At 37.8% G+C, this 17,144-nt stretch carries 17 protein-coding genes; 3 read left to right on the top strand and 14 right to left on the bottom strand.

The window, feature by feature from the left end; all coding sequences use genetic code 11:
- Positions 1-97: 97 nt before the first annotated feature.
- Positions 98-1,138: a translation elongation factor Ts gene (gene tsf, locus OC529_RS09175; RefSeq protein WP_000808091.1), complete on the bottom strand. Its 1,041-nt coding sequence runs from the start codon at positions 1,136-1,138 to the stop codon at positions 98-100.
- Between the two features lie 78 nt (positions 1,139-1,216).
- Entirely contained in the window at positions 1,217-1,996 is a 780-nt protein-coding gene (rpsB, locus tag OC529_RS09180; protein ID WP_000268466.1) for a 30S ribosomal protein S2, read from the bottom strand.
- A gap of 292 nt (positions 1,997-2,288) precedes the next feature.
- Here rpsB and OC529_RS09185 point away from each other — a divergent pair, with 292 nt between their 5' ends.
- Positions 2,289-3,455 (top strand): IS30 family transposase, encoded by a 1,167-nt coding sequence (locus tag OC529_RS09185; RefSeq protein ID WP_262081246.1) that lies wholly within the window; start codon positions 2,289-2,291, stop codon positions 3,453-3,455.
- A 309-nt stretch (positions 3,456-3,764) separates the two neighbouring features.
- On the opposite strand, the gene pcsB is transcribed toward OC529_RS09185, so the two are convergent.
- From pcsB to yfmF, 10 genes are all read right to left on the bottom strand, one after another.
- Positions 3,765-4,943 carry a peptidoglycan hydrolase PcsB gene (gene pcsB / locus OC529_RS09190; RefSeq protein ID WP_173212950.1) on the bottom strand — a complete coding sequence of 393 codons (1,179 nt, stop codon included), beginning with the start codon at positions 4,941-4,943 and terminating at the stop codon, positions 3,765-3,767.
- A gap of 93 nt (positions 4,944-5,036) precedes the next feature.
- A complete protein-coding gene (gene mreD, locus OC529_RS09195) occupies positions 5,037-5,531 on the bottom strand; it encodes a rod shape-determining protein MreD (protein WP_061654453.1) in 495 nt (164 codons plus the stop codon).
- Entirely contained in the window at positions 5,531-6,349 is an 819-nt protein-coding gene (gene mreC / locus OC529_RS09200; protein WP_262081992.1) for a rod shape-determining protein MreC, read from the bottom strand. The genes mreD and mreC overlap by 1 nt, the downstream gene beginning before the upstream one ends.
- 59 nt (positions 6,350-6,408) lie before the next feature.
- Complete coding sequence (locus OC529_RS09205; protein ID WP_084930564.1) at positions 6,409-7,203, bottom strand: energy-coupling factor transporter transmembrane component T family protein; 795 nt, start codon at positions 7,201-7,203, stop codon at positions 6,409-6,411.
- On the bottom strand, positions 7,196-8,035 hold the full coding sequence (locus OC529_RS09210) for an energy-coupling factor transporter ATPase (protein ID WP_262081993.1): 840 nt from the start codon (positions 8,033-8,035) through the stop codon (positions 7,196-7,198). Before OC529_RS09210 ends, OC529_RS09205 begins: the two co-directional genes overlap by 8 nt.
- The gene (locus tag OC529_RS09215; protein WP_262081994.1) at positions 8,020-8,847 is read right to left on the bottom strand and encodes an energy-coupling factor ABC transporter ATP-binding protein; all 828 of its coding nucleotides are present in this window, start codon (positions 8,845-8,847) and stop codon (positions 8,020-8,022) included. The genes OC529_RS09210 and OC529_RS09215 overlap by 16 nt, the downstream gene beginning before the upstream one ends.
- Complete coding sequence (gene pgsA, locus OC529_RS09220) at positions 8,844-9,389, bottom strand: CDP-diacylglycerol--glycerol-3-phosphate 3-phosphatidyltransferase (RefSeq protein ID WP_262081995.1); 546 nt, start codon at positions 9,387-9,389, stop codon at positions 8,844-8,846. The genes OC529_RS09215 and pgsA overlap by 4 nt, the downstream gene beginning before the upstream one ends.
- A gap of 10 nt (positions 9,390-9,399) precedes the next feature.
- The gene (gene rodZ / locus OC529_RS09225) at positions 9,400-10,230 is read right to left on the bottom strand and encodes a cytoskeleton protein RodZ (protein WP_262081996.1); all 831 of its coding nucleotides are present in this window, start codon (positions 10,228-10,230) and stop codon (positions 9,400-9,402) included.
- 41 nt (positions 10,231-10,271) lie between these two features.
- Positions 10,272-11,555, bottom strand: a complete 1,284-nt coding sequence (gene yfmH / locus OC529_RS09230) for an EF-P 5-aminopentanol modification-associated protein YfmH (RefSeq protein WP_262081997.1) — start codon at positions 11,553-11,555, stop codon at positions 10,272-10,274.
- On the bottom strand, positions 11,552-12,802 hold the full coding sequence (gene yfmF, locus OC529_RS09235) for an EF-P 5-aminopentanol modification-associated protein YfmF (protein ID WP_112445431.1): 1,251 nt from the start codon (positions 12,800-12,802) through the stop codon (positions 11,552-11,554). Before yfmF ends, yfmH begins: the two co-directional genes overlap by 4 nt.
- Before the next feature lie 158 nt (positions 12,803-12,960).
- On the opposite strand from yfmF, the gene yaaA reads away from it, so the two are divergent.
- A complete protein-coding gene (yaaA, locus tag OC529_RS09240) occupies positions 12,961-13,329 on the top strand; it encodes a S4 domain-containing protein YaaA (protein ID WP_061438545.1) in 369 nt (122 codons plus the stop codon).
- 2 nt (positions 13,330-13,331) lie between these two features.
- A complete protein-coding gene (recF, locus tag OC529_RS09245; RefSeq protein ID WP_112445429.1) occupies positions 13,332-14,423 on the top strand; it encodes a DNA replication/repair protein RecF in 1,092 nt (363 codons plus the stop codon).
- A 56-nt stretch (positions 14,424-14,479) separates the two neighbouring features.
- Here recF and guaB read toward each other — a convergent pair whose 3' ends face one another.
- The gene (gene guaB / locus OC529_RS09250) at positions 14,480-15,958 is read right to left on the bottom strand and encodes an IMP dehydrogenase (RefSeq protein WP_000073402.1); all 1,479 of its coding nucleotides are present in this window, start codon (positions 15,956-15,958) and stop codon (positions 14,480-14,482) included.
- 151 nt (positions 15,959-16,109) lie between these two features.
- Positions 16,110-17,135 carry a tryptophan--tRNA ligase gene (gene trpS, locus OC529_RS09255; RefSeq protein WP_000165450.1) on the bottom strand — a complete coding sequence of 342 codons (1,026 nt, stop codon included), beginning with the start codon at positions 17,133-17,135 and terminating at the stop codon, positions 16,110-16,112.
- Positions 17,136-17,144: the final 9 nt, after the last annotated feature.

A 17,144-nucleotide genomic window follows, 5' to 3' on the forward strand; every position in this document is an offset into this window, starting at 1 on the left:
TTATAGGGCTTTTTATTTTTACCTTGAAAATAGGAAGTTCTCCCTATAAGGATCGACTGCATAGAAAAAAGGAAGCAAATTTACTTCCTTTCTATAATTAGTTATTCAAGGCTGCTGCCATTGTAGCTGCAACTTCAGCTTCAAAGTCGTTTGCAGCTTTCTCAATACCTTCACCAACTTCAAAGCGAGCGAACTCAACTACTGAAGCGTTAACTGATTCAAGATATGCTTCAACTGTCTTGCTGTCATCCATGATGTAAACTTGTGCAAGAAGTGTGTAAGCTTGGTCAACTTTAGTATTGTCAAGCATGAAGCGATCCATTTTACCTGGGATGATTTTGTCCCAGATTTTTTCTGGTTTGCCTTCTGCAGCCAACTCAGCTTTGATGTCAGCTTCAGCTTGAGCAATAACATCATCAGTCAATTGAGCTTTTGATCCATATTTCAAGTGTGGGAGAGCTGGTTTGTTAACCATTGCACGGCTTTCGTTATCTTGGTCGATAACGTGGTTCAATTGTGCCAACTCATCTTTAACAAATTGCTCATCCAATTCTTTGTATGAAAGAACTGTTGGTTTCATAGCAGCAATGTGCATTGAAATTTGTTTAGCAAGTGCTTCGTCTCCACCTTCGATTACAGAGATAACACCGATACGTCCACCGTTGTGTTGGTATGCTCCGAAGTGTTGTGCATCTGTTTTTTCAATCAAAGCAAAGCGACGGAATGAGATTTTTTCTCCGATAGTCGCTGTTGCAGATACGTATGCAGCTTCAAGAGTTTCACCTGAAGGCATAGTCAAAGCAAGTGCTTCCTCATTATTAGCTGGTTTTCCTTCAACGATTGCTTTAGCTGTTGCGTTTACCAACTCAACAAATTGAGCGTTTTTCGCAACGAAGTCAGTTTCAGCATTTACTTCAACAACTGCTGCAATGTTACCGTCAACATAAACACCAGTCAAACCTTCTGCAGCAACACGGTCAGCTTTCTTAGCTGCTTTTGCCATACCTTTTTCGCGAAGCAATTCAATCGCTTTTTCGATATCGCCTTCCACTTCAACCAATGCTTTTTTAGCGTCCATAACACCGGCACCAGATTTTTCACGCAACTCTTTTACAAGTTTAGCTGTAATTTCTGCCATTTTTATTCTCCTATATTTTTTAAAAATAGGAGAGCCGGGCTAAGCCCCGCCCTCCTAGGTAATTACTATTTATATGAATTAAGCGTTGTCGCCTTCTACAACTTCAACGATTTCTTCAATTGAATCTGCTTGAGTTTCTGAAGCTGCAAATTCTGCTTCAACCGCTACTGCATCTTCACCTTGACGTCCTTCAATGATAGCGTCAGCCAATTTAGCTGTGATCAATTTAACAGCGCGGATAGCATCATCGTTAGCTGGGATGATTACATCGATATCATCTGGATCAGTGTTTGTGTCAACCATCGCTACAACTGGGATTCCCAATTTCTTAGCTTCTTTAACAGCGATTTGCTCTTTATGTGGGTCAACTACGTACATCACATCTGGAATACGAGGCATATCTTCGATACCACCCAAGAATTTTTCAAGACGTGCACGTTGTTTGTTAAGAAGTGCAACTTCTTTCTTAGGAAGAACTTCAAAAGTTCCATCTTCTTCCATACGTTTGATTTCTTTCAAACGAGCGATACGTTTTTGGATTGTTCCCCAGTTTGTAAGAGTTCCACCCAACCAACGGTGGTTGATGAAGTATTGACCTGAACGTACTGCTTCTTCAGCAACTGCATCAGCTGCTTGTTTCTTAGTACCAACGAACAATACAACTGCATCGTTAGCTGCTGCATCACGCATGAAGTCGTATGCTTGGTCAGCGTATTTTACAGTTTGTTGCAAGTCGATAACGTGGATTCCGTTACGCTCTGTAAAGATGTATTTAGCCATCTTAGGGTTCCAGCGACGAGTTTGGTGACCAAAGTGTACACCAGCCTCAAGAAGTTGTTTCATTGAAATTACTGCCATGAGTATTTCTCCTTTTTGTTTTTTTCCTCTTCTTGACTTCAACTCGCAAAACGACCCAAGGGCAACTGCTTCACAATTCATCAAGAATGAGTATTATCGTTCACACGACAATTTTTATTCTACCATACTTTTTCGATATTTTCAAGCTATTTTGATGGGATTTTTAATCGTTATTGTCCCTGTAACTTCTCAAAGTAACTTCCACTTGCCTGACCAAAGTGGAAATTAGTCTAAAACGGATTTTTATGGTGGAATTAAGTGTGAGACGTTTGAGTTAGAAACGAGGTCTACTATGACAAAACATAAACACCTTACCCTTTCAGACCGTAATGATATCCAATTAGGTTTAGAGCGCAGTGAAACCTTCAAAGCTATTGGACAATCCATTCTAAAAGACCCGACTACTGTTTCTAAAGAAGTCAAACGAAACAGACAAATCCGAGAGTCTACATGCCATAACCTTCCTTGCCCTCTACTCGACAAATCTCCCTTTGTCTGTAACGGCTGCCCTAAAAGAAGACAGAATTGTGGCTATAAGAAGATCTTCTACCTCGCTAAGCAAGCTCAAAAACAATACGAACAAACTCTTGTCGAAGCTCGTGAAGGAACTCCTCTTAATTCTCAGACTTTCTGGGACATAGATAAAGTCATTTCTGATGGGGTTAAAAAGGGACAACACATCTATCATATTCTGAAAACTCATAACCTCGATGTTAGCTCCTCAACTGTCTATCGACACATCCGAAAAGGGTACCTGTCTATCGCTCCTATTGACCTAGCCAGAGCCGTTAAATTTAAAGAAAGAAGAAAAAGTAAGCTACCTTCCATTCCTAAAGAAGCCCAAAAAGGCCGCTCCTATGAGGATTTCCAAAATTATTTATCCCTTAACCAACTAGACTCTTGGTTGGAAATGGACACCGTTATGGGCAGGATAGGATGTAAAGTCCTACTCACCTTTAATCTATCTTTCTGTAACTTTATCTTCGCTAGGCTTCTGGGGAATAAAACTGCCCTTGAGGTTACCAAACACCTCTATGCCATCAAGAACACTCTTCATGAAGCGGATAAAAATTTCTTCCAACTCTTCCCTGTCATCCTGACAGATAATGGTGGAGAGTTTGCCAGGGTTGATGACATCGAAATGGATGTGCGAGGAGAGAGTAAACTCTTCTTTTGTGACCCTAATCGCTCTGACCAGAAAGGGAGAATTGAGAAAAATCACACGCTGATTCGCGACATTCTACCTAAAGGAACTTCTTTTGACAATTTAACTCAAGAGGACATCAATCTCGTCTGCTCTCATGTCAACAGCGTCAAACGTGCTGCTTTGAATGGAAAGTCAGCTTATGAACTCTTTGCCTTTACTTATGGAGAAGAAATTCCTAAGCTTCTCGGCATTTCTAAAATACCTGCAGAAGACGTCTGTCAGTCTTCTAAATTACTCCAACATAAGTTCTAAAAACTAACCTAAAACCCTATTCAAACGTCTCACACTAACTTCCACCATAGCGGAACTTAATCTGAAACGCTTTCAGATAAGAGGATTTTGTGCGCTCTTTTTTTCGATTCATTTTGGCTACAAAAGCAATAAAATCAAGCATTAGTAAAACCAGTGGAACTTACCCTGACATGGATTTCCACTGGTTTTTACAATTTTTATCAGATTAACTTCCACTTCTACTAGCGGTGGAACTTAGTTTGGGAATTTACCTCGTTATTGTCCCTGGTAAAAACTGAAAAAGAGGGCTCTATTCGAGTCCCTCTGTAATTAGTCTGCATAAATATATGTCACAAAACCTTCAGAAGTCGTTGTTGGATTAAACCATCCACGGTGGTTTCCAAGTGTGCGATTACCTGCATAGTTTGATTCTGATACTTGGATACGTGTTGTTGATTCAACAGCTGTAACAACCGCTACGTGTCCATATCCACCATCGTTCCAACATGCAATTGCTCCAACTTGAGGTGTCGATCCTGTACGGAATCCTGCTGCTGCTGCACTTGTAGCCCACTGTGCTCCATTACCCCAATAGTCTCCAGCCCAAGGTGCTAATGTTTTAACTCCCCAGGTACATTCTCCAATTGGATAAGTTGAGGCATCCGTGTTATATGTTGGACGTACTTTAGCCTGAACAGGTGCTACTGCAGATTCAGATACTGCTTGTACCTGTGCTGTTAGGTTTGTATTACCTGAAGCAAGTACTGATTGTTGTTGGCTAGCTTGTTTTTCTTTATAAGCTGCTTCTGCTGCCGCAGCTGCACGTGCCTCTGCCTCAGCTGCTGCTTTTTGTTCCAATAGACTTGCTTTTTCCCCTTCAGCTGTCGCTTTCTCAGCAGCAAGACTCAATTCAGCAGCTTTTAGTTCTGCCTGTTTAGTAGTCAATGCTTGAGCATCATCTGCCAATTTTTGTTGATTAGCAATTACAGTATTGATTGCTTCATTGTTTGCTACTTGTTTTTCAGAAATAGCTTTTTTATCTGCCTTTTGTTGTTCCAACATTTTGTTGTTGGCAGATACGATTTCACTCATTGCAGCAACACGTGAAATAGCTTCTGTAATTGATTTTGAGTTTACAATGGTATTGATATAGCTAGTTGCGGCTCCATTTGTTTGAGCACTACGAGCTTGTTTTTCCAAAGATTGGTTACGAGAAACAATGTTTTTAGAAAGTTCTGTAATCTCACCCTCGAGTTTCTTAGATTCTGCTTGTAATCTATCATTTTCAGATTGCAAGTTAGATTGCTCTGCTTGAATAGCAGATACTTGCTCCTGAATTTGATCAACTTGTTTTTGTGCTTCTTCTTGTTGTGCTGTTAAGTTACTAATTTTATTATCTTGAGCAGCAATTTTGTCATCAGTCGTTTCTGCATGGGCAGTCGTCAATACTGCTGCCTGGGAAACCATTACTGTACTTAATAAAAGCGAGGCTAAGATTTTTTTCTTCATGGTTAATAAATACTCCTTCTGTTTAAGACAATACTAGTATACCAAAAAAAACTCCAATAAATATTACGCCTTTGTTACATTTATATGTCGTTCTTATAGATAATATTTTTCAAAAATAAATTGAAAAACAGTAATCCATAAAAAATTTAAAATCATCGTCGGTACCAAGCTATAGACTATAAAAATCGACATGTTATCCACTGTCAGCCCTACCATAAAAGCCAAAAGATAACTACCCATTTCAAACAGGAAGGTCAGGACAATCATAGAGAGCATTCTTGTCCAACGATTCAATAAAATAACACTATTCAATTTATGAAGAAAGGCTCCCAATAAGATAAATAAGAGAGTTGCAATCCCTATTAGATGGAAAAAGTAAACATCGTAAACCAAGCCTATCACAAAACAATAGACTAGGTAGAGATACTCTGATACTTCTATCGTCTCAAATAAGAGAAATAGAAAAAGAAAATGACTAGCCAAATGTACATGGGGGAAAAACGAGCCCAGAAGCTGGCTAATATGGGCGTCAATTAGAACAAAGAAAGGAAGCAATAAAAACACTCCAACCCGCTTCAACTGTCTCATTATGAATTCCCCACTAATTCTATCACATCTACATTATGAGTATCTGCACTCAATTTAACAGTTACTTCTCGTGTCAAATAGTCTGTACTATGAGTTGTGGCAACCACTTCACCAACAGGAATATCCGCAACGTTAAAGTTTCCTAATCCACCAGTGGTCACCTTATCTCCTGCACTAATATCGCTACTACTATTTAATTGACTAATTTTGAGAACTTCATTTTCCTTGTCATAGCCAACAATAATCCCATAAATTGTGGTAGTGCCGTGTTGAATTTTAACAGAAATCTTATCTGCATTTTCCGTATTTGTCAAAAGGTTGATCATAGTAGAGTTCTCCTCTACTTTTGAAACACTCCCAATCAAGCCACCATTTGCAATAGCTAACATGTTCTCAGAAGCCCCTTTTGATTTACCTACATCTAAGGTCAATTCCTGCTTCCAAGATACCGGAGAACGCATAATAACATCTGCTGCCAAAGTCTTTGTAGCTTGCAACTTGGACTTCATATCAAGCAATTGGCGCAGTTGTTCATTTTCCGTCTTTAAACTTTCCGCCTCATTTGATTTAACTTCTAATTGGTAAATCTGTTTCTTCAAACTTTCATTTTCATTATATGTTCGTGTCAAATGAGCCAAATCTGATTTGACAGAATCAAACCACCGAAAAGGTTTTTGCACAACTCTATCAACCAATGAGATTCCATCTCCTAATTTTGTCACAATTGTACTTGAATAAGTCGTCGCTAAGAGAGCTGAGACAAGCAGAACAGTGACAAAAATAATAATGACATATTTCGATTTTTTAAAACGGTTCATATCCCTACCTTTATATCAAAAACTGTTACAGTAACTTTTTTATAAATTCCTGAAAGCTACTAAGATTTTAAGAAAAATAAGCAACAACCAAGTACAAGAATAACAAGAATGGTCAGCGTATCCTTTCGCGTCCATTTCAATTGTCGGTATTGACTTCTACCTTTTCCACCCTGATAACCACGCGCTTCCATGGCGATAGCCAAGGAATCCGCACGTTTTAAACTTGTCGCAAAAAGAGGAATCAAAATGGGAATCATCGCCTTTACTTTTTGAACAATGCTTCCTTCACCAAAATCCACTCCACGCGCTTTCTGTGCATTCATAATCCGCGTCGTATCATCCATCAAGGTTGGAACAAAACGCAAACTCATAGACAGCATCAAACCGATTTCATGAACTGGAACTTTCACACGCTTTAAAGGCGCTAACAAAGCTTCGACAGCTGATGCCAAACTTAAGGGCATGGTCGTTAAGGTTAACAAAGTGGAAAAGAAAATAATCAATACAAAGCGACAAAAAATAATCCCAGCTTGTTGCAAAGCATAATCTGTGATTCTCACAAACGAAAACTCAAATAAAACATTCCCATTAGAAATGAAAAACAGTTGAAAAATAGTTGTGAAGGCAATCAAGAAAAACATAGATTTCAAGCCCTGAATAAAAAATGAGAGAGATACTCCTGACAAGGCAATAAATATCCCTGTCGCTATAAAAAGAATCAGATTCGTCAAGGGATTATTAGCCCAAAACACAATCAAAATCAGTAGCATCATAGCAAGCAATTTGCTACGTGGATCCAACCGGTGAACAATCGAATCCCCTGGGATATAACGCCCCAAAATCATACTATCCATTTAGCGACTCCTTGAACTCATCTATCTTAATCGGTAATCGTTTAAATAACACTCCTCTATCAGCCAATCGTTTACAAAAAGCTGTAAGTTTAGGTACTCCCAACTGCACTTCTTCCATAAAGACAACATCTTGAAAGACATCACTTGGTTTACCACCCTTAACTAAACGTCCCTTTTCCATCACATAGACTTGATTTGCATATTCAGCAACATCATCCATCAAATGCGTTACCAAGACAATGGTCATCCCTGACTGGTGGAGTTTTTTGAACAAATTCATCAGCTCTTTTCTTCCCAAGGGATCTAGGGCTGCTGTGGGCTCATCTAAGACTAATATGGCTGGTTCCATGGCAAGTATGCCTGCAATGGCGACACGCCTCATTTGGCCACCTGACAGCTCAAACGGACTACGATTATAAAGTGATTCATCAATTCCAACCAGAGCCAGTTTCTCACGCGCAATCTGCTCCGCATCTTCTTCAGAAACTCCAAAATTTTGTGGTCCAAAAGCAACGTCTTTCAATACTGTTTCTTCAAAAATTTGATTTTCAGCAAACTGAAATACCAAACCAACCTGTTTTCTAATTTGACGAATATCTTTATTTTTAGAAGTCGAGGTGATTAAGGTATCAAAAACCCGCACGCTCCCTTGACTTGGAACCAATAAACCATTTAAGAGTTGTAAAATAGTTGATTTGCCACTACCTGTATGGCCAATTAAAGCCGTATAAGAACCATCTTCAATCGTCAAAGAAACATCCGACAAAGCTGTTGAAGCTAAAGGAGTCCCTTCTTGATATGTAAAACTCACATTTTCTAGAGCAATTCCCATAGCTTATCCTCTAGCTCACTTTCTGTCAAATAATTTTCAGGCAAATCATAGCCATTCTGGCTCAAAGAATGTTTTAATTGATTGGCAAAAGGATCGTCTAATCCGATTTGATCTAAATCATTTCGAGAGAAAAGTTCTCTTGGACTACTAGTTGATTCAATTTCCCCTTTTTTCATGACCAATACGCGGTCACTCATGGCAACTTCTTCCAAATCATGTGTAATGGAAATGACCGTCATATCATAGTCTTTCCGAATTCCTTTTACTGTCTCAATCAGTTCTCTACGACCCTCAGGATCCAACATACTCGTTGCCTCATCTAGGATTAGAATCGCTGGTCTTAGGGCTACAACACCTGCAATAGCCACACGTTGCTTTTGGCCACCTGATAGACGCGCTGGCTCTCTCTTTTTAAAGTCCAACATGCCAACCAAATCCAGAGCTTCTTCCACTCTCTTTTTCATTTCTTGACGAGAAAGTCCCTGATTTTCCAAACCAAAGGCAACATCATCCTCAACAGTCGCTCCAACAAATTGATTGTCTGGATTTTGAAAAACCATACCGATTTGACGGCGTATGTTCCAAACATTTTCCTCACTTAGCCGTTGGCCATCAATTACAATCTCTCCGGATTCTGCTTCCAGTAAGCCATCAATTAAGCGAACCGTCGTTGATTTACCACTACCATTATGCCCTACAATCGAAAGCCATTCCCTACGTTTCACGTGAAACGTAATATCTTTCACATCATAATATTCCTGACTTTCCTTATAACGAAAAGAAAGATTTTTTACATCAATTATTGATTTCATTTCGAACCAAATGTCCCTTTAAATACATAGGCACTACCCTTGAAATAATCATAGCCAGAGTAGATAGTGAAAAATAAGGCTATATAAAGTAGAACTTGACCAAGCAAAGTCCAATGTAATAGCAAGAAAATAATCGCAAACATCTGACTGAAAGTTTTAATTTTTCCAGGCATTGCTGCTGCTAAAACTGTTCCACCAGTTTCAACCAATAAAAGCCTTAAACCTGTCACAGCTAACTCACGACAGATGATCACTGCAACAATCCAAGCTGGAGCCATACCTAACTCAATCAACATAATAAAAGCCGACATAACTAGTAACTTATCCGCCATAGGATCTGCGAATTTACCAAAATTACTGACCACATTCCATTTACGAGCTAAATATCCGTCTAAATAATCTGTAATACTGGCAATCGCAAAGATAATAGCTGCTACTATATGACTCTCTATCGAATTTCCTACTGTTAAAATAAAGATAAAAATAGGTATAAAGAGAATTCGACCTATTGTTAAGAGATTGGGAATTTGTTCTTTTTTCATTCGTTTTTCCTTAATTTTTAGTAAAGGTTACAGTGATTTGTCCAGTTTGAGCTGTTAACTTCGATAAATCAACAGTCTGATTATCTACTGTCAAAGTAACACCTTTTACAACACCTAACGTAATGGTTACAGGACTTTTAGTTGCAACTGTTGCTTCTGCACTTTTATTATCCGGTGATAAGGTTACACCGCCCTCAAGTTCGCTTTCTGAAACGCTGACCCAACTTGTAACATCTGAAACTGCCAATTGCAGTTTAACTGTTTCCTTACTTGTCTTATAAGCGATTTCTACATGATTTCCTTCACCTGATACACTTATAGCTGATTCTATACTAGATGAACTACTACTTGAGGAGTGGGGAACAGAGCTAGTTGAACTTATCGAACTTGTTGATTGAACCACACTGTAATTAGAAAGAGAAGGCCCCTCTGGTTGGGTTTGAATATAGTTCCAAACATAATAGGTCACAAAAATTAAAATAGATAAGGCAAAAAGGATAAAATAAAATAAAGGTAAAAAGGATGTTTTTTTCTTCTTTTTCTTACTTGAACGTCTACGACCTGTCAACTCGTCTTCATCAACATCTACTTCCTCATAAGTAATCATACTCCCAGAATCATAAGCATCCAAGACAATTTGGTCATCTAACTCAACAGCCCATGCATATTTTCTCAAGAAAGAACGCGTGTAAAAAGGACTTGGAAGTTGATCGAAATCGTCTGCTTCCATTGCTTCCAACATATCTAACTGGATTTCTGTCTTTTTCTGCAATTCATCTAAACTCAATCCCTGATTGATTCTAGCTAATCGTAAAACCTCTCCAATTGTTTTTTTTCTCATACTTGTCATCCCTTCTTTCTAGTGTCTATTATGATAGGTTACTACGATGGGAATATTGTAAAATCAACTATGTCACCATCATCTATTAAATGATGTCCAGCATCAAGGACATCCTCTAAAGTAATTTCCTGTAAAATTTTCGGCAAATCAAAAATTGTCTCACCATGTTCAAAAGCATCATATTGCGTTGCAATAAATTCAAGAGAGTTCATGCTACTGAAAAATTCGCCAAACATCTCTCTTTTGATAATATCTAAATGTTCCTCTGTAATATCTAAATCCTTTGTAAAATTACGAATGGCCTTCCTAAATTGATGAGATAAAGCAACTGGCTCTTTCGTATCCATTGTCAACATGACAAAATGAAAGCGACTTGTTACTTCAATTTCAAGAGATAAGGAAGCATCTATTTTACCTGATTCATATAACTTTTGAAAACGATCCGAAGTCCAACCAAACATCATTGCAAACAATAATTTTAATAAAATATGATATCGATAGCAATCCGCCTCAGCAACTTCTCGCTTACCTCTAATCCCAATCGCTAATTTAGGAGAAGACACTTCCATTCTCATACTGTCTGTTTGCTTTACATCTTGTAAAACAAACTTTTCTCTTGCTACTTCCTGAACATCTAAATCTTTACGTTCTTTTCTTTCAAAGTAGTCCTGTACTTGATCCACATCAAAATTACCAACTAAAAACAGAGACATGTTTACAGGTTTGTAAAATCTTGTAAAATTTTCTTGCAAATTAGTTAGATTGATTTGGAAAATGGACTCCTCACTACCAACTATATCAGTTGCTAAAGGTGTTCCTGGATACAAATTCGCTAAAGTTGAAAAGAATAAACACGAATCTGGATCATCTTGATACATTTCTCGTTCTTGCTGGATAATATCCTGCTCTCTCAGAATGGAGTCTTCAGTAAAGTGTGCTGATGTTACCAATTCATCAAGTAAGTCTAAATTTTCTAAAAAATGATCCGTTGCTGAAAAAAGATAACTTGTTTTTGTAAAGCTTGTAAAGGCATTACTATCTGCACCTAGACTCGTAAAAGCCGACATCAAGTCGCTAGAATCTTCTCTTTCAAATAATTTATGTTCAAGAAAATGAGCAATTCCTGCAGGATATTGTTTTACAGCTCCGTCAACTCCTGTGACAAGCGCATCTGCTGAACCAAACTGAACAGTGACACTCCCGTAAACCTCTTTAAATTCCTTTTTAGGCAAAAGAGCAACTGTCAATCCGTTGGCCAAACGAGTCCGATAAACCATTTCTTTTACAGCTGGATAGTATTTTTCTTCAAAAATAACCTTTGTCATTCTATTCCTTCCATAAAGTAAATCGCCTGTAGTTTCACATTATTAGCTGCTCTACAAATATCATCTTTGGCAACTTGCTCGAGTTTTGCAATCCAACTTTTAAAGTCTGCCGAAAATTTTCCAAGTAAGGCATTTTGATAAGCACGTTCAATCAATGAAGATTGATTATCTTGAGAAAGTAACAAAGACCGACGAATCATTTCCTTGGTCTGCTCTAACTCAAGCTCTGTAAAATATCCTTTTTTTAAATCAATCAGTTGATTATTCATCATTTTACGAGCCTGGTTACGATTTTCTCGATTGATACCAGCATACATCCTCAAGAATCCACTAAACAAATCAAGCTGACTTGAAATAGTATAAGCCAATCCAGCATTTTCACGGACATTTGTAAATAGTTTAGAGTGAGCAAATCCACCAAGTAAACCATTCATTACAATCATGGGGAAATGTTGCTCATCACCATATTCAGCAGAGCAATGATATCCCAACTCTAAAATAGACTGTCCCACATTTTTCCTAACCATGCCTTCTTGCAAGATATTGGAATAAGGTTGGCAATATTGAATCTTCACATCCACTTCTCGACCTTTAAAGGCAAATGATTCTAATACATTTTGAATTTCAACCTCATTAAAATCACCTAGGAAAAAGAAATCGATTCGATCATTGGCCAAAAATTCTTGGAAACAAGAATAAGAACTTTGTGGAGTTTCAGCTAAAATACGATTTCGTAAATCACTATATTCCAATTGGAGACGTTCATCATGAAAAAATAATTTATCTAATTCTTTATGTGCGAAATAAAAAGAATCATCCATATCAGCTGCTAAACTTGCTAGCAATTGCTTTTTCTCAATTTCAAATAAGGCCGAATCAAACCCATTATCAACTACTACGGGTGAAAAAAGAGTTTCTTTTACAAGTTCCAAAACCTGAGAAGTTAGCATATTTTTCCTACTTAAAAACTCATCACGAACATAGGTAAATGTCAATTCTACAATGTGACTTTGCCCTCTTCTGAAACAATTGGTTGACATATCTGTACCGTATAGACTGGCTAAATGTCTTCTCAAATCTTGAGAAGTGGGGTACATCTGATTAGCAGTCTCTAGCATACTCGCACTCAACATGCGACCTGCAATCGTATCGAGGGATAATGGAGTGGTAAAACGCACGGCGATTTTGTTCGTTTTAAACTTTTTTGATTGGATAAAATGTGTTGAAATTCCATGCACTAACTCCATGATTTACCTCCTTATATACAGACTTCTATTATATCACGAAAACCTGAAATTTTCTTGTTCTCTGTAACACTTTTGAAATAAAAATCGCTTACATTTCTCCCTGTTTCTCTCACTATTTTTAGGAAAATATGGTATAATACCAAAGATTGAGGTGAATTATGGAATACAAATTATTTGAAGAATTTATTACTCTCCAAGCACTACTCAAAGAACTTGGAATTACACATAGCGGAGGAGCTATCAAATCCTTTCTCTCTGAACATTCTGTTTACTTTAATGGGGAATTAGAGAGTCGTCGCGGTAAAAAACTTCGTATTGGCGATAAAGTTGACATCCCTGACATGAATATTGACATCTTGTTGACACAACCTACTTCTGAAGAACTAGATGAATACCAAGCTGATAAAGTTGAAAAAGAACGAATCGCTAAACTTGTTAAGGAGATGAATAAAGGAGTAAAAAAAGACAACTCTAAACCTACTTCATCACCAAAAAGCAAACAAGCTCCGCGATTCCCTGGTAGATAATCATGTGGCTACAACACCTATCTCTCAAGACTTTTCGTAATTACAAAGAGACGAAAATAGACTTTAATCCTAAATTGAATGTCTTTTTGGGACGTAATGCACAAGGAAAAACAAATATGTTAGAGGCTATCTATTTTTTAGCCTTAACGCGTAGTCATCGAACTCGAACAGATAAAAATCTCATTCATTTTGATGAGGAACAACTTCATCTTTCAGGTCTTGTTCAGAAAAAAACGGGATCTATTCCCCTCGAAATCGAACTAACACAAAAAGGACGTGTGACAAAAGTTAATCATTTAAAACAGGCACGCCTTTCAGATTATGTAGGACACATGAATGTTGTCTTATTTGCTCCTGAAGATTTACAACTAATTAAAGGAGCACCTTCGGTTCGACGAAAATTCATTGATATGGAACTTGGACAAATCAAGCCAATCTATTTATCTGACTTAACCAATTATAACCACATCCTAAAGCAAAGAAACACTTACCTAAAATCAGCTCAAAAAATAGATGAAACCTTCCTTTCAGTCTTAGATGATCAGCTAGTTGATTATGGATGTCGTGTAATGAATCACCGCTTAGATTTCATAAAAAAACTAGAGCATTTTGGTTGTAAGAAACATTTTGAACTTTCTAATCAGATTGAAGAACTGTCAATATCCTATCAATCTTCTGTAAAGATAACTGACAAGGAAGACTTATCAGAATCTTTCAAAATTGCTTTAGAAAAAAGTAGGACCAGAGATTTATTTAAAAAGAATACTGGTGTTGGGCCTCATCGAGATGATATTTCTTTTTATATAAATGGGATGGATGCTAGTTTTGGAAGTCAAGGTCAACATCGTAGTCTCGTCCTCTCGATAAAATTAGCAGAAATCGAATTAATGGAAAACATTACTACAGAATCTCCAATATTACTGCTTGACGATGTTATGAGCGAACTTGACAATACTAGACAACTAAAATTATTAGAAACGATTTCTCATTCAATCCAAACCTTTATCACAACAACAAGCTTAGATCATCTTCAAAATCTGCCAGAAAATCTAAGTATCTTTACTATTCAGGATGGTAAAGTTAGTGTAAATTAAAATTGACAATATCGTAAAAGAACTCCTGTTTTCACGGGAGTTCTTTTCATTGTTTTTTACATAGAATAATTTGGTGCCTCATTAGTAATTTGCACATCATGAGGATGGCTTTCTTTCAAACCAGCACCAGACATTTCAATAAATTGAGCATTATCATGTAGTTCTTTAAGGTTAGCCGCACCACAGTAACCCATACCAGATCGGATACCGCCAATCATTTGGAAGACAATATCAGCTGCCGCTCCTTTATAAGCAACACGACCTTCAATTCCTTCTGGAACAAGTTTGTTTGCTTCATTAACAGAACCTTGGAAGTAACGATCGCTTGAGCCTTTTTTCATAGCAGCAATTGATCCCATACCACGATAAGTCTTGAACTTACGTCCTTGGAAGATTTCAGTTTCACCTGGAGCTTCATCAGTTCCAGCAAACATAGATCCAAGCATAACTGCATTTCCACCTGCAGCAAGGGCTTTTACAATATCTCCAGAATACTTGATTCCACCGTCAGCAATGATCGTTTTTCCATATTCACGCGCAACAGCTGCAGCATCGTAGATAGCTGTTACTTGCGGAACACCAACACCAGCAATCACACGAGTAGTACAGATAGAACCTGGTCCAATCCCAACCTTGACAACATCTACACCTGCTTCGTAAAGGGCACGTGCACCTTCAGCAGTTGCAATATTTCCAGCAATCAAAGTACGATCTGGGAAGTGAGCACGAATCTCAGCAATTTTACGCAAGACACCTGCAGAATGACCATGTGCAGTATCAATAACAATCGCATCCGCTCCTGCTTCAAAAAGAGCCTCTGCACGTTCAAATGTATCTGAAGTAACACCTACTGCACCTGCAACTAGTAGACGACCAAACTCATCTTTAGCAGCATTTGGAAACTCAATAACTTTTTCAATATCTTTGATAGTAATCAAACCAGAAAGACGACCTTCTTCATCTACCAACGGAAGCTTTTCAATACGGTGTTCTTGAAGAATGCTCTCAGCTATTGCAAGATCTGTACCCACAGGAGCAGTCACAAGATTTTCACTAGTCATATGGTTTGAAATTGGTTGATTATAATCTGAAATAAAACGAAGATCTCGGTTTGTCAAAATACCAACCAATTTACGATTTTCAAGTGTTTCAACAACTGGAACACCACTGATGCGGTAACGACCCATAAGCTCATCTGCTTCAGCAATTGTATGTTCAGGCGTCAAGAAGAACGGATCAATAATAACCCCATTTTCAGAACGTTTTACCTTACGAACCTCGTCTGCTTGTTGAGCAATTGACATGTTTTTATGGATAACTCCGAGACCACCTGCACGAGCAATAGCAATGGCCATTTGACTCTCTGTAACTGTGTCCATGGCAGCGGTAATAATTGGGATATTTAAAGTCAGATTATCTGCCAATTTAGTTGTTAAATCTGCATCGTTAGGCAACACATGACTTTCAGCTGGAATAAGCAATACATCATCAAAGGTAAAACCTTTTTTCAAAAATTTAGTGTCCCAATTAGACATTCGAAGTTTCCTCTTTTCTTTCTTTTTGAGCTTGACTCTTTTTATATTGTATCTATCATACCATTCTATAAAAATTTGTCAAATGTTACAGGGGTAAATAAAAAACTATCTTTTCTTTGAGATAGAAATGATAGTTTCTTATAAAATAAACTTAGTTAAAGTAATGAAGTCCCATTGCCCCTTTAACCTCAGATAGGGTTTGACCCGCAACTTCACGCGCTCTTTCACTACCTTTTTGAAGCATATTATAAACTTCTCCCATATCCTTAGCAAATTCGATACGGCGCTCACGAATAGGACCCAGTTCACGTTCTAGTATTTCAAGTAGATAACGCTTGGTCTTCACATCACCAAGACCACCTCGTTGATAATGTTCTTTCATGTCAGCAATTTCTTGAGCATCTTCTGGGCGACCAAAAACATCTAGATAATGGAAAACCATATTTCCCTCAATCTTACCTGGATCTTCCACTCGAATATGATCTGGATCTGTATACATACTCATTACTTTTTTACGCAAAGTATCCGCATCATCAGCTAAATAAATACCATTATTAAGGGATTTAGACATTTTAGCATTTCCATCTAAACCAGGTAAACGACCCGCTCTCTCATTTTCTGGATAAATACCTTCCGGTTCTACCAAGACATCACAGTTATATGCATTGTTAAAAGAACGAACAATTTCACGAGTTTGCTCAATCATTGGCTTCTGATCTGTCCCAACAGGAACATAATCAGCTTTGAAAGCTGTGATGTCAGCTGCTTGAGCGATTGGATAGACTAAGAAGCCTGTCGGAATACTTTCTCCAAAGCCTTTCTGAGCAATCTCTGTTTTTACTGTCGGATTTCGTTCCAAACGTGCTAATGACACCAAATTCATATAATACATAGACAACTCAGCCAATTCTGGAATTTGACTTTGAATAAAGATAGTTGATTTACTTGGATCCAATCCAACTGCAAGATAATCCAAAGCCACATTTCCGATAGACTCTACAATTGTTTGAGGGTCTTTAGCATGATCTGTCAAAGCTTGTTGGTCAGCCAAGAACACAAACATATCATACTTATCCTCTTCCTGTAATAATACTCGATTTTTGAGACTTCCAACATAATGTCCAATATGCAATTTTCCTGTTGGACGGTCTCCTGTTAAAATAATGGGTTTAGTCATTTTATTCTC

It is taken from the genome of Streptococcus sp. Marseille-Q5855 (assembly GCF_946901985.1).
Classification (GTDB): Bacteria; Bacillota; Bacilli; order Lactobacillales; family Streptococcaceae; genus Streptococcus.